The 21,926-nt window shown below is 44.2% G+C and carries 16 protein-coding genes; 9 read left to right on the forward strand and 7 right to left on the reverse strand.

What is annotated here, in order from left to right:
• Positions 1 to 793: 793 nt before the first annotated feature.
• From L1286_RS03790 to L1286_RS03800, 3 genes are read right to left on the reverse strand one after another with little or no spacing between them, the layout of a single operon-like run.
• A complete protein-coding gene (locus L1286_RS03790) occupies positions 794 to 1,246 on the reverse strand; it encodes a DUF3299 domain-containing protein (RefSeq protein WP_235405588.1) in 453 nt (150 codons plus the stop codon).
• Positions 1,247 to 1,298: 52 nt separating this feature from the next.
• Positions 1,299 to 2,636 (reverse strand): ABC transporter permease, encoded by a 1,338-nt coding sequence (locus tag L1286_RS03795; protein ID WP_235405589.1) that lies wholly within the window; start codon positions 2,634 to 2,636, stop codon positions 1,299 to 1,301.
• Positions 2,633 to 3,319 (reverse strand): ABC transporter ATP-binding protein, encoded by a 687-nt coding sequence (locus L1286_RS03800; RefSeq protein ID WP_235405590.1) that lies wholly within the window; start codon positions 3,317 to 3,319, stop codon positions 2,633 to 2,635. The genes L1286_RS03795 and L1286_RS03800 overlap by 4 nt, the downstream gene beginning before the upstream one ends.
• 195 nt (positions 3,320 to 3,514) lie before the next feature.
• Between L1286_RS03800 and L1286_RS03805 the strand changes: the two genes are divergently transcribed.
• Both L1286_RS03805 and L1286_RS03810 read left to right on the forward strand, forming a co-directional pair.
• Positions 3,515 to 4,615 carry a phosphoribosylaminoimidazolesuccinocarboxamide synthase gene (locus tag L1286_RS03805; RefSeq protein WP_235405591.1) on the forward strand — a complete coding sequence of 367 codons (1,101 nt, stop codon included), beginning with the start codon at positions 3,515 to 3,517 and terminating at the stop codon, positions 4,613 to 4,615.
• Between the two features lie 455 nt (positions 4,616 to 5,070).
• On the forward strand, positions 5,071 to 7,383 hold the full coding sequence (locus tag L1286_RS03810) for a bifunctional diguanylate cyclase/phosphodiesterase (protein ID WP_235405592.1): 2,313 nt from the start codon (positions 5,071 to 5,073) through the stop codon (positions 7,381 to 7,383).
• Positions 7,384 to 7,393: 10 nt separating this feature from the next.
• Here the strand turns inward: L1286_RS03810 and L1286_RS03815 are convergent, their stop codons facing one another.
• Positions 7,394 to 8,404 (reverse strand): glycosyltransferase family 9 protein, encoded by a 1,011-nt coding sequence (locus L1286_RS03815; protein WP_235405593.1) that lies wholly within the window; start codon positions 8,402 to 8,404, stop codon positions 7,394 to 7,396.
• A 90-nt stretch (positions 8,405 to 8,494) separates the two neighbouring features.
• On the opposite strand from L1286_RS03815, the gene L1286_RS03820 reads away from it, so the two are divergent.
• Positions 8,495 to 9,334 carry a sulfurtransferase gene (locus tag L1286_RS03820; RefSeq protein ID WP_235405594.1) on the forward strand — a complete coding sequence of 280 codons (840 nt, stop codon included), beginning with the start codon at positions 8,495 to 8,497 and terminating at the stop codon, positions 9,332 to 9,334.
• A 13-nt stretch (positions 9,335 to 9,347) separates the two neighbouring features.
• Here the strand turns inward: L1286_RS03820 and L1286_RS03825 are convergent, their stop codons facing one another.
• Positions 9,348 to 10,544: an ROK family transcriptional regulator gene (locus L1286_RS03825; RefSeq protein WP_235405595.1), complete on the reverse strand. Its 1,197-nt coding sequence runs from the start codon at positions 10,542 to 10,544 to the stop codon at positions 9,348 to 9,350.
• Between the two features lie 195 nt (positions 10,545 to 10,739).
• On the opposite strand from L1286_RS03825, the gene L1286_RS03830 reads away from it, so the two are divergent.
• From L1286_RS03830 to L1286_RS03845, 4 genes are read left to right on the forward strand one after another with little or no spacing between them, the layout of a single operon-like run.
• Positions 10,740 to 11,834 (forward strand): substrate-binding domain-containing protein, encoded by a 1,095-nt coding sequence (locus L1286_RS03830; protein WP_235405596.1) that lies wholly within the window; start codon positions 10,740 to 10,742, stop codon positions 11,832 to 11,834.
• Complete coding sequence (locus L1286_RS03835) at positions 11,831 to 12,769, forward strand: ABC transporter permease (protein WP_235405597.1); 939 nt, start codon at positions 11,831 to 11,833, stop codon at positions 12,767 to 12,769. Before L1286_RS03830 ends, L1286_RS03835 begins: the two co-directional genes overlap by 4 nt.
• Complete coding sequence (locus tag L1286_RS03840; RefSeq protein WP_235405598.1) at positions 12,766 to 13,560, forward strand: ATP-binding cassette domain-containing protein; 795 nt, start codon at positions 12,766 to 12,768, stop codon at positions 13,558 to 13,560. Before L1286_RS03835 ends, L1286_RS03840 begins: the two co-directional genes overlap by 4 nt.
• 16 nt (positions 13,561 to 13,576) lie before the next feature.
• A complete protein-coding gene (locus L1286_RS03845; RefSeq protein WP_235405599.1) occupies positions 13,577 to 13,897 on the forward strand; it encodes a hypothetical protein in 321 nt (106 codons plus the stop codon).
• 16 nt (positions 13,898 to 13,913) lie between these two features.
• Here L1286_RS03845 and L1286_RS03850 read toward each other — a convergent pair whose 3' ends face one another.
• Positions 13,914 to 14,882, reverse strand: coding sequence for a class 1 fructose-bisphosphatase (locus tag L1286_RS03850; protein ID WP_235405600.1), 969 nt, complete (start codon positions 14,880 to 14,882; stop codon positions 13,914 to 13,916).
• Between the two features lie 158 nt (positions 14,883 to 15,040).
• Here L1286_RS03850 and L1286_RS03855 point away from each other — a divergent pair, with 158 nt between their 5' ends.
• Positions 15,041 to 17,467: a zinc-dependent metalloprotease gene (locus tag L1286_RS03855; protein WP_235405601.1), complete on the forward strand. Its 2,427-nt coding sequence runs from the start codon at positions 15,041 to 15,043 to the stop codon at positions 17,465 to 17,467.
• A gap of 57 nt (positions 17,468 to 17,524) precedes the next feature.
• Here L1286_RS03855 and L1286_RS03860 read toward each other — a convergent pair whose 3' ends face one another.
• Complete coding sequence (locus L1286_RS03860) at positions 17,525 to 18,481, reverse strand: methylenetetrahydrofolate reductase (RefSeq protein ID WP_235405602.1); 957 nt, start codon at positions 18,479 to 18,481, stop codon at positions 17,525 to 17,527.
• A 292-nt stretch (positions 18,482 to 18,773) separates the two neighbouring features.
• Here L1286_RS03860 and L1286_RS03865 point away from each other — a divergent pair, with 292 nt between their 5' ends.
• On the forward strand, positions 18,774 to 21,653 hold the full coding sequence (locus tag L1286_RS03865) for a M16 family metallopeptidase (RefSeq protein ID WP_235405603.1): 2,880 nt from the start codon (positions 18,774 to 18,776) through the stop codon (positions 21,651 to 21,653).
• Positions 21,654 to 21,926 lie beyond the last annotated feature (273 nt).

Below are 21,926 nucleotides of genomic sequence, written 5' to 3' on the forward strand. Positions count from 1 at the left end.
AAATAGCGCCGATGATAGTGTGGGGTTTCCCATGTGAAAGTAGGACATCGCCAAGCGCCAAATAAGAGAAAGCCCGATTTGAAAGAGTCGGGCTTTTTTCGTCTAAGTCTCTCGGCAACAGCTAAACGAGCTCAATTCACCTTGCGCAAAAGAAGCGTACTCACTGTGTTCGCTGTCGCTAACCTTTTGCACGATAGCCAATGATAGTGTGGGGGCGGCCAGCGGTGGCTTTCCCATGTGAAAGTAGGACATCGCCAGGGCCCAATAAAAGAAACCCGTTGCAGCAATGCGACGGGTTTTTTGCGTTTAAGTCCCTCGGCAACAGCTAAACGAGCTCATTTCACCTTGCGCAAAAGAAGCGTGCTCACAGTGTTCGCTGTCGCTAACCTATTGTGCTTAATTCATCCCTGAAGCTGGGTTCCATCGCGCATCCATGCGCTCATCTCTTCGAGCTGTGAAGCTGCGCTTCGGTCTCATTTCGTCCATATGAAAGTAGGACATTGCCAAGCGCCAAATAAAAGAAAGCCCGATCCGAAAGAGTCGGGCTTTTTTTCGCTGCGATGCTGCGCTTCGAGCTCATGAAAGTAGGGCGAACGCCAAGCGCCAAATAAGAGCAGTCTAGTCTGAGAGGTCTTTTTCTGTGCTTTGATTTAGTAATACAAGAACACTGTATTTTGTCGCCTAAAGGCATGATAGAGAGGCTTAAGAGCCAAAAGGTGTAGATATGTAAGATAAGCTTGTCGTACTCTCTAGAGAGGTTGTAGGGAGCTTTTTAACTCCCTACAAAACGTAATTACAGGTCGAAAGGTGCTACGCCCACAGCTTGCATTGTATAGCTAGTCTGCGCTAGCTCGCTTTTAAAGGTCTCAACTTTTATCGTGCCCGTGACCGTAATGGCGTCGTAAAGGCTGTCGATCGGTACCCCATCTTTGATTTTTACATGTACTATTTGATTCGGTGGTGGAGGTGGTACATGAATACATGCGCCAAAATAAGGTACCAGTAAAAACTCGGTAATGACTTCACTATCGCCTTCTAATGGCACTACAAAGCCCGGGAGACTAACACTTTTTCCATCTAACGCCTTAACAACCGGTGCATCTAGATCGGGTTGCACCCAATCGCTACTATCATGGTTTGTGGCCTCCTGAGTGAACTTTTGAGCATAGTCGGCAGGCATAAGGTCATCCCAAAAGATTTCTTTTGGAGGCGCGGCTATGGCGGTACTAGCTATTAATAGCATCATAGCTATGGATACGCACCATGATACCAATCGAGTTGAAAACATAAATAACCTCTTAAACTTTGATACTCATACCATCGTTGAGCGAGTAAAAATATGCACGAATTGCAGGGATTGCACCTATCACTGTGCCTGACACCATGATAACGCTAAGTAGTATTAGTTCATAGCCGCTGAGCAGTGATAAAGAGATGGCAATACCAAATTGGGCTTGCAACATCCCCTTACTTACCAAGATGAGTAAATAAAACATCGCAATTCCAATTAAGCTTCCCAGCGCTGTGATTAAAATAGCCTCACTGCACATTAAAGTAAAAATATGTTTTGGTCTTGCCCCTACAGAGCGCAAAATTGCTAACTCTCTGCGGCGTTGGCTAAGCGAAGAGAGTAGGGTGGTAAGCATGCCCAATAGACTTATCAATACGACAACCGCAGAAAATAGCATCAGTATTTTCTCTACGATATCTAACATACCCCAGAGCTCTCTGAGAGTGACGCCAGGCATAATGGCTGATAATGCCTCTGGTTTATATGTATTGATGTTTCTACGCACTTGAAGCGTATAGAGAGGTGAATCAAACCCCATCAAAAATGCGGTCAGTTGTGTCGGCTCACCAATGAGGTCTCCAGGTTCACTTTCTCGTACGTTGTGATCATGATGTCCGTGTTCATGGTGTTCATGGTGTTCATGGTGTTCATGCTCGTCGTGTGATGAATCATTGTTGCGAACAATGGTCGTCGTGTTCACACGATGGGTGGGGCCATGCATCAACTCGATTGCTTTGAGTGGCACATGCAGTGTTTTATCAACGGGTGTGCCTGTGGGCGCTAAAATGCCGACAATCGTTAGCGGGTTGTCGTCATGATTGTGAAAGCTCGTATTTCCCATGCCATGTGCAATGACGACTTGTTGCCCAAGGTGGTAGTGGAGTTGCTTTGCCACTTCGCTACCTATCACAACCTCTTGTGCATTATGATAGGCTCTACCGTGTGTAAATGTAAGGCTCTGCTTTTTCCCATAGCGAAAATGTTGAAAGTAGTTCTCGTCACTTCCCAGTACTGCAAACCCTTTATGGCTGTCACCTAAGCTAATAGGGATAGTCCATGCAACCCCTTTTTGTTGTTTAATGTATTGGTAGCTTTGCCATGATAAACCATTTGTGGCATGACCGATTCGAAATACGCTAGAAAGCAGTAGTTGAATATCCCCAGTGCGTGCTCCTACGATTAAATCTGTGCCGGAAATGGTATTACTAAAACTTTGCTTAGCTTCTTGGCGTACTCTTTCAATCGATAACAGCAACATCACACTGATTGCAATGGTGAATAATGTGAGCAATACGCTGGCTTTGCGATTTGAAATACTTTTGAAGGCTAGGGTTATTAACTTCATAGGGCTGCCCCATTTATGTCTAACAGGCTAACTTTGCGGTTGAATAAGTGGGCTAAACTCGCATCATGACTTACAAATAGAATCGTCGCTTGGTAGTGGGTCGCCTGTTCAAACAGTTGGTTAATAAACACATCGCGGTTATCAGCATCGAGCGCAGATGTTGGTTCATCGGCAATGATAAGTTCTGGCTGACCAATAAAGGCGCGAGCTGCTGCAACCCTTTGCTGTTGTCCAATACTAAGTTCGCCAACCGAACGACTACGTGTTTGTGCGTCGATACCGAGCTCCTCAAGCAGTGTGTTTGCTTGATGCTGGGCGGTGGTGTTGGAAAGGCGTAGTTTCTCAACTCTGCGCTTTGAAAAGTTACAGCCTAGCATGACGTTTTCAACTGGGCTCAAATAGGGAAGAAGGTTAAAGTTCTGGAAAATCGTACCTATGTGGTCTGCCCTAAATCTATCTCTTTTGGTATCGCTTAGTTTGCCCAGCTCTTGATCTAGCATCTTAATGCTCCCCTTTTGAGGAATTTGGATGCCCGCCAATAGGCCCAAGAGGGTTGATTTCCCACTGCCACTTGGGCCATGAAGAAAAAGCCGTTCGCCTTTTGGTATACTGAGGTTTGCGATATCTAACGTGGGTTTTGACTGGCCCGGCCAGCTGAAGGTGAGATCTGAAATTTGGATCATGTAATCATCTCTTTGTACCGAGTTTCAATTATGTTATCTCAGAATGCCTTTAGACTAAACTAAGTTACGCTCGGATTGCGATGTGATGCGGTAAACAATTGTGATTTTGATTGCGCTCGACTATTATACACCCCTCTAACCCCCTCTGTATTTTGCGTCCTTTAGCAAGACGCAGCCGTTCTCTATGGAGATACAATGAGTAGCTACAAAGTTCTAGACGTCAATGACGATCTACCAATTCGCACTAAAGGTGCAGTTCATAGTGGTAAAGTACGTTCGGTTTATTGGTTAACCGACCAAGACAGTGCCAGATTAATCACTGAAAAAGGCTATGATGTTCCAACAGGAACTGAACTTGCGATTATGGTTATATCAGATCGCATTTCTGCTTTTGATTGCATCTGGCAAGGTGAAAATGGATTAAACGGTGTGCCAGGTAAAGGCATTGCATTAAATAGTGTCGCCGCTCATTGGTTTAAATTATTTGATGATGCGGGCCTTGCCGGAAATCACATTGTCGATATTCCCCATCCATATGTTTGGATTGTGAGAAAAGCGAGCACCGTGCGCGTTGAAGCCATTGCCCGCCAATATATCACTGGCAGTATGTGGCGTGACTACAGTAAAGGCGTACGCGAGTTTTGTGGTATTCAATTACCAGAAGGTCTTAAGGCCCATCAAAAGCTTGATGATGTATTGATTACCCCCTCAACGAAAGGCATTATCTCAGGCGTTGACGAAGTACCTGAAGTCGATGATGTAAATATTACTCGCAGCAACATCACTGATAATTTAGCAGCATTTAACTTTAAGTCTGAAGATGATGTTGCACGATATGAGCAACTATTGAGCGAAGGTTTCAGCCTTATTTCGGCCCAGCTAAGCAAGTTGGACCAAATCTTCGTAGATACCAAATTTGAGTTTGGCTATGTAGAAGATGCTGATGGCACTTCTCGCCTTATTTACATTGACGAAGTTGGGACGCCGGATTCTTCGCGTATTTGGGATGGGCCTGCATATCGCGATGGGAAAATTGTGGAAAACTCAAAAGAAGGGTTCCGTCAGCTATTAATTAATAATGTCCCAGATAGCGATGTCTTACTGAACAAAGATCGTATGCCTGAGCGAGAGGCACTTGCTGAGTCATACAAACTGCCACAAGCGGTTATGATGTCTGTATCAGAAACCTACGTTGGTATTGCGAGCAAAATAGTGGGTCAATCTTTAACGATTCCACAAGATCCGCGCTCAGAAGTGATTGCAATCTTAGATCAAAAATACGGTCTTATCGATTAAGCTAACTCACTAAAATGCCTAGCAGTCAGTTATTTAAAGGATTGTTAGGCATTGCGTCATGAATTCCTTGCATTTCCTTCCCAAGTCACTTTTACTTAGTATAAATACACGTACGCTCAATGCGATTGGACTGACGACACTCGATACCAAAACTTATGAATAGGTACAGAAGAATAAGGTATTCATTGGTTTGTTTAGGGGGTCATTGCTGGTCAAAAGGCGATGTCTGTGTTTGGTTATAGTCAGCAGAGAATGGCGACGTGTTATCAAAGAGTCTTCTCATTGATTGTATTGGTATTGAAATTTTATGCCTGACAGCAAGGTCTGTCATGTAGGGCATACTGATAATGATCAAAACTGAACAGTGATAGGGTTGGTTAAGGTAAGTTTATGTTGTTTTTCAGGGGCACTCTCGTGCAGCGTAAACTGAATAATTGCAGTATTAAAGGATCGCTATGGGCACGAGTTTTAAAAACCGCATTATAGTGCTGTGTGTTGGATTGGTACTGATTACCGCCATTGCAAGTTTGGCTGGTTTTTGGTGGTCAACTAGTCAGTTCAAAGAGCGCCAAGTTCAACAAGACATTCAAAAAGCACAGAGTGTTTACCAACAGTACCTTGTTGCAAGAGAGCGACTTTTAGTGACAGCAGCGTCAGTTTTGACACAGGATTTTGGCTTCAAACAAGCTGTTGCGACCAGAGATGCGTCTACCATAAGCAGTGTACTATTTAATCATAGCCAGAGAATTAATGCAGAATTGATGTTGCTATTAGATATGCGTGGCAAGCTCATTTCTACCAATCAAAACCAGTTAGACTTACCACAAGATATGCGGCCATTGGTTAAAGAGTTACTGGCACATCAAGAGCGTTCAGCCTTTGTTGTGTTAGACAAAAAACTTTATCAGGCCATTATTTTACCCGTCAAAGCCCCCAGAACGATTGCCTTTACCATCGTTGGGTTCGTGGTTGATGAGCCCATAGCAGAACAGCTTAAGGGGTTAACTGGCATGGAAATGAGCTTTATTAGCCTTGGTGAAAAAATGAAGGCGAGCTCTATCCTGTTGCCTGAAGATAGAGATCTGTTCGCTTATTTACATGAACAAAAAATCAATCGATGGTTTGGTGAATACCCGCTATATATAAATGCGGAAGTGGCATTGCCTTCTTTGTCCCAGGTCCCTGTGAGCCTTATTTTGAGTGCCGACCTCAGAAGTGAATATGAAGAGTTTGATCAGCTGGTACTGACAATTGTATTTTTGTCCTGCATCACGATGTTGTTTGGTTTTCTTGCAAGTGGCTTCTTAGCGAAAAATTTGGCGACACCATTACAGCAATTAACAGTGATGGCCAGACGGTTTGCAAAAGGGGATTACAATGCTGAAATTCATGAGTCACGTCCGACAGAAGAAATTTGCCAGTTGGTAGATGCCTTTCATGAAATGGGAGATGATATCCAAGCGCGTGAAAAGCAAATCCGTTATCAGGCGAGTCATGATGCACTAACAGGTTTTTATAATCGTACTTCAGCATTACCAATTTTGGATGCTTTGGTATCTACAGAGCAGGTTTATTACCTGCTTGCGCTGGATATCAAGGGGTTACGGCATATCAATGATAAACTTGGTCCTCGTATTGGTGACAGTTGCATTGAAGCTGTCGCCAAACGTATCGAAGTTGTCACCTCGAGTTTTCAAGGGCTTAATATCCGGTTAGGTGGCGACGAATTTTTAACAGTATTACAAGCTAAACCAGATTCAACCATGGAAAACTGTGTAGATAGTTTCCTCGCTGAGCTAAACCAAAGTTATACCATCCATAACTTTGAGATCAATTTACGTTTTAGTGTTGGTGTGGTGCATAGCCCACAGCAGGCGGACAATGCGGATGATAGCATCCGACGCGCATTAATTGCCGCTGATAATGCTGCACATGGTGTTGAGGATGTATATTTCTACCAAACGGGTGAAGACGAAGCTTATCTAGAGCGGTTAGAAATCATTGACGAACTAAAACAAGCTTTGGTCGACGATGATGGTCAGCTTTTTATGACGTATCAACCGAAATTGAATATGCGTTCTGGTATGGTGGATAAAGTGGAGTCACTGATCCGTTGGAAGCGTAAAAATGGCGATTGGGTATCGCCAGAGTTATTTATTGATTTAGCAGAGCAATCTGGGCTGATTGTGGATTTAACACAGTGGGTGCTAAAAACGGTCGTTTCCCAAGTTGCCCTGTGGGAAGCTCAAGGCGTTGCGATGAAGGCGGCCATTAATGTGTCAGCTCAAGACATTGCTGATGCAGATTTTATTCCTCACTTACAGCAAATGTTAAATGAGTTTGCTGTTGCACCTAGCCTAATTACAATTGAATTAACAGAGCGGGACATGATTGAAAATGAGGAAAAAGGTATCGCGTCATTGTTGGCATTAAAAGCGCTGGGGGTACACATTTCATTGGATGATTATGGGGTAGGACAAACCTCTTTGGGTCGTCTCAAAATGCTTCCAATAGATGAATTGAAATTAGATAAAGTGTTTATACTCAAGCTGGCGGCGTCTCACCAAGACCAATGTATTGTGCGATCTACTATAAGCTTAGGGCATCAACTAGGTTTCTCTGTGGTTGCTGAAGGTGTGGAAGATGCCGAATCATTGCAGCTGCTCAAAGAAATGCAGTGTGATTATGCGCAAGGATACTACTTGAGCCGGCCTTTAAAAGCGCCTGATTTAACTCAATGGTTGGGACAGTATCACGAGGCTGGTTGAGCGCGTTGGGTTACAGAGCAATGAGCTCGGTTAACGCGTTGTAAATTTTGTCAGGCGCAATATCTTGGATCATCTCTACTTCATCCAACGACATAGACTGATGTGTCAATGCAATAAGTTTACTGGTTTTAGGTGCAACGAGAGACCATGGCGAAGTGCCGTGGCCAACGATGGCGACACACGGTACTTGGCAAGCTGCTGCAATATGCATCGGACCTGAATCTATTGATACTACCGCATCCATTGCACCTATGTTATCTACTAATTCAGCTAAGCTCATCTTGCCTGCGAGGTTGTGAATGGCAACATCTTGATGCTGTGTCATTGCTGCGAGTTCGTCCATTTCAACCTGTTCCGATTGGTCTCCCAGCAAAAAAATCGCGATATTATTGAGCTCTGCAATCAGAGTTATAACTTGTACAGCCAAATTTTGTGGATAGTATCGAGTCCCTTTTACTTTACCGCCCAAATAAAGGGCGACATTTTTCTGTTTGCTAGACAAAGTGAGTTTAGATGTCTTGGCAATGAGCTGTGGGGCATTGAAACGCGTAAACGGTCTGCCATGCGCATCATTGACAAGTTTACAGTAGCGATAAATGTAATGATGGCATTGATTCAGCTTAAAGGCATGGCTTAAAAGGGGTCGACGAGCATTTTGCGCGTAACCGATGACATTTTTAATGCCTGCTAATCTGGCCAACAATGCATCTGTTAGTGAACCTCGGAACAAAACTGCCAACGTGAAATTCTGCTGTTTCAACTGGCTGGCCATCCCGTAAAGGCCTCGATGTTTGTTATGGCAATAGCGGTCATCGGAGATAACTTCTAATCCATAATGTTTGGCGCGTGAAAATAACGCGATGAGATGAGGCCTGATGAGAATGCAAACGCGTTGGGTCGGATAGAGTTGTTTGAGTAATGCTAAAGCTGGCAATGTATTGATAGCATCACCGATAAACTTGGGCAAAATTGCTAGCACAGCCCCATCTAGTTTATTTGAAACAATAACTTTATTACCCATTACATTGACTTGAGATACATGTTTATCCTATCTAGTATAACGTCAGCAGATTGAGAAATTAACCGGAAGCAACGAAATAAGTGCCTGAATATGACAAAAAATTTGAAAAGCTGTCAGTGGCTCGCTGAAAATGCAACCAAAGTAACTGTGCTTGATGCGGGTATCGTTAAACCAGGAGAAGAAGGTATTTACAGTCCACCGGGGGTGATCCCGGGGGCATTGCGGTTTGATATTAGCAATGTGTTAAGTGAAGCCAGCGCCACACTGCCGAATATGATGTGCTCGGCGCGTGTCTTTCAAACTGAAATGCGCCAACTGGGCATCAATGCATCAGATACGGTGGTCGTTTATGACGATAAAGGCCTTTTTAGCGCGGCAAGAGCTTGGTGGATGTTCAAATCGATGGGATTTGATCAGGTCTTTGTACTTGATGGGGGGTTGAAGCAGTGGCAGAAGCTAGGTTATGAGGTTGTGCCGCATTATGCACAAGCTACGCAAATAGGCAGCTTTACTTCTTTTGCGCGTAATCACTACTTTGTTGATAAAGAACACGTACTCGCAAGTATTGAATGCCCCGATATCCTATTACTAGACGCTCGTGGGGAAACGCGCTTTTCAGGTATTGGGCGTGAGCCTCGAGCGGGCATGCGCAGTGGACATATTCCTAACAGTGCTAACATGCCCTACACCAGTGTATTGACTGAGGAAGGCAAACTCAAACCTATCGCAGATCTAAAGATATTATTGAAAAAAGCAGGTGTTACAGAGGGCGTTACAACGCTTCAGTTTAGTTGTGGCTCAGGTATAACGGCATGTATTTTGGCACTCGTTGCCTTAGAGTGCGGATATTCGGATCTGCAAGTATATGATGGTTCTTGGAGTGAATGGGGGCAATTGTCAGATTACCCTGTGTCGGTTGGCAGGGCTTAAAAGCCAAGGACGATCATTCAGTGTGCATGTATATCAGTTTTTGTAGTCGGCTCGGAATAAATGTGGGAGAGAAATAAAGGGTTTGCATGCTTTTTTCATTGAGCGATGCATGTAAGGGGAGTGTTGAGATACCTGCTAAGACAGTGAGTTCCTGGTTTGGTACTTTAATGAGGCGCACGATGCTTCTTTCACCAAGTTGTGCAATAGAAGGAATAAAGGGTCTAAGTTCAGAAATTAATCCATCTAGGCACGCTTCACCCAAATCGCCTCCAATAATGATTGATTGTGTGTTCAGTAGTGATTCCAGTGTATGAATGGCAATGCGCAGTGGTTCTGTGGCTCTGGCTATCCAGCGTTTACATACTGCATGTTCTCTCGGATCTAGCAATTTTAAATGTATTCCACTCACTTTACTTTGCTGTTCAACATATTGCTTTAGCGAAGTGACAGAAGCGAATTGGTTGAGCGTGCCTAATTCGCCGGTTGTTTGGTTTGTTTCTGGTGTCACAAAGATCTCACCGAGTGCACCAGTGAGGCCATTTTGTCCCAGCATGATTTGGCGGTCATAGACAACTGCGGCTTCAATTTTGTGACCGATATGAATATAGGTAAAGCTGTGAAGGGTTTTTGCCTCACCGAAGAGCATTTGATAGGCGGCACATGCTGATGCTGTGGTTTCACTTGCAATGGGCATCGCTAGTTTTTGACTGAGTGCGCTTTGTAGGGCGAGGCTGCTTTGATATTGCATTAGGGTGTCACCCTCAGAGGGGTGAACACACAGTCCAGCTGCCAATATCATTTTATGCTCAATGTTATGCTGATTGATAAAATGGTTAAATTCATGTGCTATCTGCTCTGGTGTCCAGCCTTGGAGGAGATTGATAACTGACTTGGTTAAGCACTCTCCATTCAAATAGTGCACACTCAATTCCAGCGACTGCGCAGTGATGCGGATAGCCAGCGTGTAAGCTGCATGTTTGTTAAGACACAGCATTTTAGAGGGTTTGCCGGCTCCTTCTGAGCGTTTGATGCCTACCTCTGCAATTAGGTTTACACTCAGCAGCGCTTCAACCATATTGGTGATAGTTTGTTTGGTGAGTTGTGTATTGCGCGCGATTTCTGCCCGTGAGATAGGGCCTAAGGTGACGATTTGTGACAATACTAAACGTAAATTGGTTGCTTTATTCTGTTTAGCATTTGACCCTTTCAATCTAATTCTCCAGATAATGAACACGTTAGCTTTGGTTTTTGGCAAGCATCTATCTTATTACACATATGAAAAATATCGAATAGTTTATGGTATTCGATAGCATCAGTCGTAATGGCTTGATTAAGTAAAACCGATTGACAAATAGAGTGTTGCTGATTAAATGTACGAAAGTCGGTTTTGTTTAAGGAACATGCTGTGTCAAGGAATAGGCCCATTGTACGCGCCTCTCAGTCTGTACTTTTCTATATTAAAGCACTTCGCCAAGGCTTGCTGATATTGCTTGTGATGACACCTTGTTACGTACTTTCACAGGATAAGTTTGCACTTACTGTTGAGCAGTTTGACGAAATTAAAGGGGCAAAGTTGAGTGCGGCAATGGCATGGCATGGTTCAAGCCCTTGGATCCAGGCCGTGACTGCAGGTGCTAGGGAGGAATTTGAGCGCTTGGGGATAAAAGTTGTTGCGGTTACCGAAGCGCATTATGACCCGGCTAAACAGGTATCTGACTTAGAAACATTGAAAATACTGCACCCCGATATTTTATTGTCATTGAGCGTGGACGGCTTAAGTACCAAACCCAGCTACCTTCAAATGGTGGGGGCGGGTACTCGATTGGTTTTGTTGAGTAATCCAATCTCAGGGTTCCGTCATGGAGTGGACTTTGCAGGCATCGTAGAGGATGACGTAGAGAGCATGGGTAACGCGGCAGCGCAGCTAATGGTAGATGCGATATCGGGAAAAGGGCGTGTGGGTATAATTTATCATGAAGCGGATTATCCCATTACCAACCGGCGTGATGCGGCTTTTCGGCAAGCTCTTCGTCGACACGCAGGCATTAAAATCGTCAGTGAAAAAGGGTTCACAAAGAAAAGTCACACTGCTCAGCTGACCGCTGCCATGCTCATTCAAAACCCCAAGCTTGACGGGATTTATGTTTCTTGGGATGCCGCTGCGGAAGGTGTTATTGAGGCACTCAGAATGAGTGGTCACAAAGAGGTTAAGGTGATCACACATGATTTAGGTGTCAATAACCTTATTGACATGGCGCTTGGTGGCAATATGTATGGTACCGTGTCAGATCGGCCCAATGAAATGGGTAAATTAATGGCAAGAATCGGCGCAGGAGCTGCGATTGGATTAAAAACGCCATTGACCACTCAGGTTGACTTTAATTTAGTGACACGCGTAAATATCGCGGATTCTTGGCGATTGGCATTTGCTACTGAGTTGCCGGCTATACTCCAACAAGCTGTGCAACAGGGCAGCCAAGGTGGGGTACCAAGTTTATGAAGGCCATCGCACCGGTGACAGCCAAAACCTTAGTGTATTACGCATTTGCATTGACGGTACTGGTGTTCGCGTTTGTGCTTCGTGAACCGGCATTTTTTTCTGTTGAGAACTTACTTAATATTGTGCGTCAAACGGCGCCGATAGTGATCATGGCAATCGGACTTAATTTTGCACTTTCTGCGGGCTTACTTGATCTGTCAATGGGAGCCGTGGTGGCCTTGACTGGGCTGGTGGCCGCGACGCTGTTACCTCACTATGATGTGGCGATTGCGGTGTTAGCTTCTTTGACCCTAGGTGCCCTGATCGGCGCGTTGAATGGATATCTCACGGTCCGGCTGGCCATTCCTTCATTGATTGTGACGTTAGGCTCGCTGATGTTTTTAAGTGGTTTAGTACGTCAAACCTTTGGTTTGGCATCTACACCAATTTTAAATCACTCTTTTCTGGTGTTGTTCGGAAGTGGCAGTTTGTTGGGGGTACCTACGCTGCTGTGGTGGGTTGTGGGGATTGCTCTCAGTGTTTTTTGTGTATTTAACAGCTTACAGCTAGGCCGTCATTTGTTGGCAAGCGGCGCAAATATCAGTGTCGCAAACGCGGTTGGCATAAACACTGACAAGATCCGAATAATGGCCATGTCGCTGTCAGGTTTGTGCGCTGCTTTGGCCGGGTTACTTTATGCGGGCAGAATGCAAAGTGCCAGATATACGATGGGGGAATCCGAATTAATGACGGTGATCGCTGCCGTCGCTATAGGTGGCAGTAGTATATTCGGTGGTCAGGTTAATATCTGGGGCACAGTTTTGGGTGTATGGCTTATTGGGATGCTCAATAATGGGTTGATACTCGCGGGGCTCTCAAGCAATGCGCAATGGATGGCAAAGGGCCTTATTTTGATTGGCGCGGTTGGCATCACCGTTAAGGCACGCAAGCAATGATACGTACAGCGTTAGATCAAGTTGCATTAAAGGTCGTGAACTTACACAAACATTTTAGCGCATCCGCCGTATTGCAAGGGGTCGACTTTACGGCTAATCGGGGTGAAGTGATCGCTTTATTGGGGGAGAACGGTGCTGGTAAGTCGACTTTGGTGAACTGCATTGCTGGTAAATTACAACCTACGCAAGGGCAGATCCAAATACAGGGCGATACGCAATTAATCGCTTCGCCAAGCGACGCGCAAGCTGCGGGGATCGCAGTGGTCTATCAAGATTTAGCCTTAATAAACACGTTGACGGTTGTTGAAAACTTGTTTCTTAACAACGAAATAAAACATCGTAATGTGATTTTGAACCGCTTGGGGTGGTTAGACAAAGCTGCGATGCTAAAGCGTGGTAGTAAGCTACTGCAAAGGCTCACCAGTGTGACGCTTGATTTGCACGCGGCCGTATCCAGTTTATCTGTAGGAGAGCAGCAAATAGTGGCGCTTATTCGAGCGGTCAATGTCGGTGCAGACATTATTGTCATGGACGAACCGACAGCCGCATTGGGCAATGAGCAATGCAATCATGTTACTGATCTAATACGTTTATTAAGCTCTCAAGGTGTCACTATTCTCTTGGTTAGTCATAATTTGGTGCAGGTAAAGGCTTTATGTGACAGAGCTGTGGTACTATTTCAAGGTCAGTCTGTGGCTGATGTGTCAGTGTCTGATTACACTGAAGTGGAGTTGTTGTCGTTTATGAATGGTGTCACACCTGATGTCGACTCAGTAACGGTAGCCAGTTAAGTATAGAGGTAAAGGCGTGGAGTATCATGATGCATTAAAAGCATTTGCGCAGTGCTGTGGTGAGACAAAAAACGAAGCGTTATCTGTTTTGGCGAACATACCTGAGGGGCAGGGACATTATCGATTGACCGTCAAGACGTTTAAAAAGGTTTTGCAGTTGGCATTGGAAGACCAAATCGATGCAGACGATTTGGAATTTTGGGCGACGGTCTTATTGCAGCGTAATGACTATGAAGTTACCGAGTTCGAAGGCAGTTTATATGCGCTTTCAGACCCCGAAATAATGGGCGGACTGGATAAGGTCAAAATAGCTCGCCTATTAGCGTTGCTAGATTGACCTTTTTTGGTGGTTGTTACTTGTGATATGTCAAACAAGTCTCAACTTCATTTTTAGACCCTAGGATGACTGCAACACGTTGGTGAATCTCACTGGGTTCAATGTCCAAAATTCTTGCTTCACCAGTATGAGCAAGGCCTCCGGCTTGCTCTACGAGCATTGCCATTGGGTTCGCTTCATAAAGTAATCTAAGTTTGTACGGCTTTTCTGGGTTTTTGGTATCTGCGGGGTAAGTAAATAGGCCGCCGCGACACAATACTCTGTGCACGTCTCCAACCATGGCCGCTATCCAACGCATGTTGAAGTTTTTCTGGCGTGGTCCTTCATTACCAGCCAATAGGTCTGCAATGTAGTCTTTCATCGCAGGTTGCCAATGACGCTGATTAGAGGCATTAATAGCAAATTCTTGTGTATCTTCAGGAATTTTCGCAAAGTCTTCGGTTAACAAGAAGCTGCCATGGGTTTTGTCTAACGTGAATATACGAGTGCCTTTACCTGTAGTCAGTGCCAATGTCGTTGAAGGGCCATATAACACGTAACCTGCGGCAATTTGGTTTTTACCTGGTTGCATGAAGATAGCTGGATCTGCAGCATCGGACCCTTCAGGTGCTTCCATAATTGAGAAAATGGTGCCAACTAAAGAGTTGATGTCAGTGTTTGATGAGCCATCTAATGGATCAAATGAGACAATAAATTTTGCATCTGGATTACCCGCGACGGTGTAATCTTCTTCTTCTGAGGCAATCGCTTTAACATAGCCAGATTCAAGTAAAATGTCTTTGATAAGTTGATTGGACAGTACATCTAGCTTTTTTTGCGTCTCACCTTGAATATTCTCATCCAAAGTTGAACCCAATACACCAGACAGTGCACCCTGTCCTACGCGAAAAGAGATTTCTTTACAAGCGGCTAAGATAGTACGGATCAGAGAGACTAATTCTCTAGAACACCCATCTTCAAATAACACCGGCGGTAATCTACGCATATTTTAAATCCTGATAACGTTTGTCGGGCCGCAGTGAAGTGTATGTGAGAGAGTCACTGCAGGCTGCGCTGAATTTCGTCTTGATTCACTGTTTTTTGTATACAATTTTATATACTAGGTAAAAACAATCACAAAACATAAAGAACAAAGACACAATTATGATAAAGAGACGTATGACACCTTATCTCGTTTCGACTTTGTTACTGCCTATGATAACGCATGCTCAGGCAGCAATTAAGTCCATAGACGAATTTACTGATAAGTTTAATCATTTTCCGGGCTATTATTCGTTTTACAGTGATAAAAGCAACGGCAAAATTTATTTAGATGTAGATAAACTTTCACAGCCATTCTTATTACAGCATAGTTTGCCTTACGGGGTTGGTTCAAATGACATTGGTTTAGATAGAGGCCAATTAGGCGGAACCCATCTCGTTCAATTTGAACGATTCGGCGATAAAGTGATGCTTAGGGCAAACAACACTTATTACCGCGCCAGTGCCGATAACAGCGCAGAGCAACAAAGTGTGAAAGAAGCGTTTGCTTCAAGTATTTTGCACGGGTTTAAAGTCGTCGCAGAAGATTCAGACAGTGTACTGATTGATTACACGCCATATTTATTGTCGGATGTTCACGGTGTTAGTCGCAGATTAAAGGCCACCAAGCAAGGGAGTTACAGTCTAGACCAAAGCCGTAGCGCTGTGTATTCACCTCGCTCAAAGGCGTTTGTAAAAAACACCGAGTTAGAGGCTGTATTAACGTTTAAAGGCAACGATCCTGGCAAGTATGTTCGTCAAGCCGTTGCCGATCCATATGCAATTACCGTGCACCAGAGGCATTCATTAATTGCATTACCGGATGAAAATTACACACCACGTCAATTCCATCCTCAATCTGGATTTTGGAGTATCGAGCACAAAGATTACTCTGCACCGTTAGGCGAGTCGATGTATGTGCGCTATATCCCACGTCATCGTCTAGAAAAGAAAGATCCGACTGCCAAAATATCTGAAGCCGTAAAACCAATCGTGTATTACTTAGACCCCGGTGTTCCAGAGCCGGTTAGAACGGCGTTACTTGATGGTGCACGCTGGTGGGAGCAAGCCTTTGAGGCTGCTGGGTATAAAGATGCATTTCAGGTTAAAATGTTGCCAGAGCATGCTGATCCGATGGATGTGCGCTATAACGTGATCCAGTGGGTGCACAGAGCGACCCGTGGATGGTCATATGGTGCCTCGGTGGTAGACCCGCGTAGTGGTGAAATTATTAAAGGCCACGTCACTTTGGGCTCGCTTCGTGTTCGCCAAGATATTCTTATTGCAGAGGCACTTGCCGCGCCATTTGTCAAAGGCGATGAAGTGACACAAAGGTTGCACGAGATGGCTTTAGATCGTATTCGCCAATTGAGTGCTCATGAAATAGGTCACACATTAGGTATTGCGCACAACTTTGCAGCCTCAGGTGATGCGCGTGCATCTGTCATGGATTATCCGCACCCTCTGGTGCAATTCGACACACAAGGCAAACTAGATGTCAGTGAAGGCTATGCCAAGGGGATGGGGGCGTGGGATATTCAAGCCGTAAAATATGGTTACAGTGATTTTTCTGCCATCAACGAAGCAGAAGCACTGGCTAAGGTTATCCAACAGACCAAAGAGCTGGGTTTAGGTTATATATCGGATGCCGATGCAAGGCCTAAGGGGGGCGCGCACCCTAACGCTCATTTGTGGGATAATGGTGCTGATCCAGCGACAGAGTTGCGCAGAGTGTTAGGCATTCGCAAACAAGCGCTGGCACAATTTGGTGTAAACAACATTCAAAATGGTGTCGCTCTGTCTCAGTTGGAAGAGAAACTTGTACCGCTGTATCTCTTCCATCGTTATCAAGTAGAGTCAGTTGTGAAGCTTATTGGTGGTGTTGATTATCACTATGAAGTACGTGGTGAGGGGCCATTGCAAGGGGCTGAAGTGGTTGCCAAAGCAGAGCAGGCTGATGCGCTGAATGCGCTACTCGAAACATTATCTCCAGACACTTTGTCTATTCCGGAGTCAGTGCTGGCGGTGATACCACCCAAAGCCTATGGAGAGTCTCGCAACCGCGAAAGCGTACATGGTCGAACTGGGTTACCGTTGGATGCCATGGCTCTGCCTGAAATGGCGAGTTTGCACACGCTCAATCTGCTATTAAACGCCGAACGATTAAATAGAGTGGCGCAGCAGTATGCGAGAAATACCAAGCATTTTGGTAGCAATGAGTTGCTAACAAAAGTGCACTCTGCCGTGTTTAAAACGAATCCAAGTTCAGAGATGGCTAAAAAGCTGAATGAACGCGTACAGTATTTAACGGCACACAGAATGGCCACGCTCAGTGCCAGTACGAACGTCGATCCTGAAGTGCAAGCTCAGCTTCGTTTTTACTTACAGCAAATTGCTGATACGTATACCGAAAAGTCGATGTTCTCGAGTGCAGACCAATCAAAAGCGTTTGAGCAATATCTTGGAGAGCATATCCAATACTTCCTTGAGCAAGGGCAGTGGCCAGCGAGCTTTAAGCCGCTAGCAATGCCACCTGGCTCACCGATTTAAGGCACAAAAAAGCCCCGTAAATGGGGCTTTTCGCTACGAATTATCGTCAGCTAATAGTTAAGCAATTTGTTTTTCTGCCAATTGTAGTTCCATGATGGCTTTTAAGAGACGGTACAAGCTAATTGATGCGTCAATCTCTTCTTTACGGTTCGTCAAACTTTCAATATTCAAACCAAGTGGCACATCAAGTTGTGCGCAACTTCTGAGAATTAAATCTAAGTTTTCACGACAGATTTTAATCGACTCTTTTAAGGTATTGTCAGCATCTAGCATCCGCCATTTTGTGGCTTCTGGTACTGAAATGCCCAACCATTGCATAAACTCGAGTGTTTTTTCTCCACCACATGGTGTAAACGTTAAAATGATGCGTTTTGGTTCAATGCCTTGCTGACGGCATGTTCTCGCATAGCTCGTCAGTAGGTCAATTGTAGCTTGTGCATCATACACTGCTTGAGAAATAAAAAACTCACAACCTTGGGCCGTTTTATCAATGAGACGCTCATGCTCGTTGCGTTTGCTTGCATGGCGCTCAGCAATGGTGACACCACCAAGAAAAAACTCGTCTTGGTGTTCTTTGAGTGCTTGGTAGGCATCTGGAAGACCTAACTTAATAGCGCCCTTAGACGACGGGCTGCCAACCAGCACAAGGTTATTTAAACCAAAGTCTTGTTTTGTTTTGTGCAACCATTGAGTAAATTCGCCACGATCTCTTTGTGCCACACTTTTGTAGGTGATCACATCTAACTTAGATAGTTGGCTCACTACTTGGCTATATTCGCATGGATCAACAGTTTGTTTAAACGGGAATGGACGAGGCACTTCTGTGCGACTACTTTCATCTTGAATATCGTAGATAACAACACCGTCATATTCTATTTCATGCAATCGATTCAATAACTTAGTAGCAATTGTTTGCACTTGTTCTTTATCTGTTCCTAACTTCGGTGGTGTGGTTCCGATTAAATATACCCCTTGATTTGGGTCTAAGATTTTCTCTTGCAGTGATAATGCCATGGTCCTCATTCCTGCCAATTCGTCGCTTATGGTGTAAATATAGCAGCCATTTAGACGTCTAGATAGATCTTATTGATGAAAGAAATTCAATTAACTTGAGATTTATTCATGTTTGACGCTGTGGAAAGTGACTTTCTACTTAGTTTTCCAACACTTGCTTCTTGTGGTTTTTTTTCGAATATTTGTCGTGATTGTGCAGATTTATTTGGCCTTTAATGCATAATTGTGTCACTAGCAAGCGCTCACAAAAATGCGTGCATTTAAAAACATGAAAAAAAGACTAGGGACACATATGAAATTTAAGCTTTTAGCGACCAGTCTAGCGGTGACGTTAGCACTGACAGGTTGTGCATCAAACAATGCATCACATGCTTCGCCTCAACAAGGTCTTGCTGCGGTGCAACAGGAGAATAACAAAGTTTTCTCTCATGACTATGTACTAGAAGAATTAGACAATGGTTTACGTGTCATGGTGGTTAAAACTGATTACCCTGATGTTGTGTCGTTGCAGATCCCTGTGTCTGTTGGTTCAAGAAATGAAGTCGAAGCCGGCAAAACAGGGTTTGCACATTTCTTTGAGCATATGATGTTTAAAGGGTCAAAAAAGTATCCGGAGCAGGTTTATAAAGACATTATTAAAAACTCAGGTGTTGATAACCGTGCATACACGACCAATGACTACACCAATTATTACCTGAGCTTTTCAAAAGAGCATTTGGATCAGGTTTTGGAAATACAAGCTGATATTTTCCAAAACTTACACTTCAGTGAAGAGCAATTTCGAACAGAAGCATTGACGGTAAAAGGGGAGTACCTGAAGAACAATGCGAATCCGCTGCGAAAGTTACTAAGCGCTGTGCGTGATAACGCCTATAACGAGCATACCTACAAGCATACGACGATGGGCTTCTTCGAAGACATTGAAGCCATGCCCGATCAAATGGCTTACGCAGACTTATTTTTTGAACGTTTTTATAAGCCTGAATATGCAACCATCATTATCGTGGGTGACGTAGAGCCGCGATCAACGATGGACATGGTTAAAAAGCACTGGGGCGAGTGGCAGCGTGGTGACTTCCAAGCTGATATCCCAGTGGAACCTAAGCAACAAGCCGCAAAATATAAACACGTAATTAATGAAGGTCAGCCAGGCCATTGGTTGCTTGTATCATATAAAGGTCCAGCTTGGGAGCCGAGCAAAAAGGATCGCGCTGCAGTTGATTTGATTTCAGAGCTTTATTTTTCAGAAAACTCAAAGCTTTATCAGGAACTTGTGGTAGACAAACAAATTGCAACCCAGCTGATCACTTATAATGCTGAAACGAAAGACCCAGGTTTGTTGCATGTTTTTGTCAAAGTGGAAGATGAAAAAGACTTAGCAACAGTGCGAGATGCTGTAAATCGCACTTACGCGAGTGCACGCACTGAATTGGTGGATGCAGAAAAGCTCGCTGCACTGAAATCAAACCAACGATATAGCTTTGCAAATAGCATGGATTCTTCCAAAGCAATTGCTTCAACACTGGCAAGCTATGTTCACTTCGAGCGTGATCCTGAAGTCATTAATCAGATGTATGCCACAGCGGATACCATTACCCCTGAAGATATTCGCGACATAGCAAATCAATATTTTACGGATAGTGGTCGTAACACCGTGACTATGTCGGCATTGGAGGCAATAGAAGGCTTTGATAAAGAGGTTGAACTTGATGCCCTTGCTGCTGAAATGGCGAAGCCAGCAACACAGTACTTTACGGTGCTTGATAAAACCTCAAACTCACCGCTAGTGGACGTAAACTGGTTATTTTATACAGGTGCTGCGGCAGATCCAGAAGGCAAAAAAGGCCTAGCAGCATTAACCGCTGCAATGTTGGCAAAAGGAGGCAGTGCAACTAAGTCGTACAAAGAAATTCAGAAAGCCCTTTATCCGTTGGCTGGCAGTTTATCTCATCAAGTAGACAAAGAGATGATTTCATTGCGTGGCCGCGTCCATAAAGATAACGCTGAGCAGTGGTATGCATTAGTTGGCGAGCAATTACTAAACCCTGGCTTTAGAGAAGATGACTTTAATCGTTTGAAAAAGGAATTGATTGATGGCATTAAGTCGGGTCTGAAATCGTCGAATGACGAAGAGTTGGGTAAAGAAGTGCTGTATCACAAATTGTATGAAGGTCATGCTTATGAGAGTTTAAATCTGGGTGATTTAACAGATTTAGAAGCTTTAACGTTGCAAGATGTCAAAGCGTTCTATGCAGGTCAATTTACCCAAGCGAAATTAAACCTCGGCTTAACTGGTGCACTGAGTACGGAGCTAAAGACAAAGCTGATAAAAGATTTGACCAAACTACCGAAAGGTGGCCAAAAGCGCCTTGTCGTAGATGATGCCCCTAAATTGGCTGGGCTCCACGCTACCGTCGTAGAAAAAAGTGCAAAATCAACGGCTGTTTCTTTCGGTTTCCCCATTGATACGATCCGCAGTAGTAAAGATTGGACGGCGCTGTGGTTAGTGCGTTCATACTTTGGTGAACACCGAAATTCAGGTGCATTCTTGTTCGACCGTATTCGTCAAACTCGCGGTATGAACTATGGTGACTATGCGTACATAGAATACTTCCCTCGCGGTATGTTCCAAACCATGCCAGATGCTAACTTAGGCCGTTCAGAGCAGATTTTCCAGGTTTGGTTACGCCCACTTCGTTCAAATAACGATGCGCACTTTGCGACGCGCGTAGCGGTATATGAACTGGATAAGTTGATTAAACAGGGGATGACGGAGAAAGATTTTGAAGCTACGCGCAATTTCTTAAATAACTATGTGCCGCAGCTTGTCGCCAGCCAAGATAGGCAACTAGGTTATGCGCTAGACAGTCAATTCTATAACACAGATGAGTTTGTAAACTTAGTGCGTTCTCAGCTGGCGTCACTGAGCTTGGAAGACGTTAACCGTGTTATCCGTGAAAATCTCCAAACACAAAACATGCACTATGTCTTTGTTACAGGGGATGGTGAAGATATGAAACAGCGCTTGGCGAATGAGCAAATGTCACCTTTAAAATACAACGTGACTAAGCCTCAGGAATTGTTGGACGAAGATAAAATTGTGGAAAGCTACAAGTTAGCTGTACCAGCTAAAAATATTGAAGTAATTAAAGCTGAAGATTTGTTTCAGTAAGTGCTTCTAATACGTTTAAACGCCCCTTACGTCGGGGCGTTTTTTTCAATCCTGTTGTTATTCCTCTTCCCCGTTGTCGCTTATAAATATTGTTTCTAATGATATTTGTGTCCTTATTTTATAGCCAGAGACTTGGCTTATGCTCATAAATACACCATTATAGGAACCTTAGGTTATATTTAATAACGATAAAATTGCCTGAGGTGAGTGCGTTTGAGCGAAAATGCGCGTTAAGATAAGTATGAGATCGTAAATGATAGGCATGTGGTAATT

This window comes from Pseudoalteromonas sp. SMS1 (assembly GCF_021530565.1).
GTDB lineage: Bacteria > Pseudomonadota > Gammaproteobacteria > Enterobacterales > Alteromonadaceae > Pseudoalteromonas.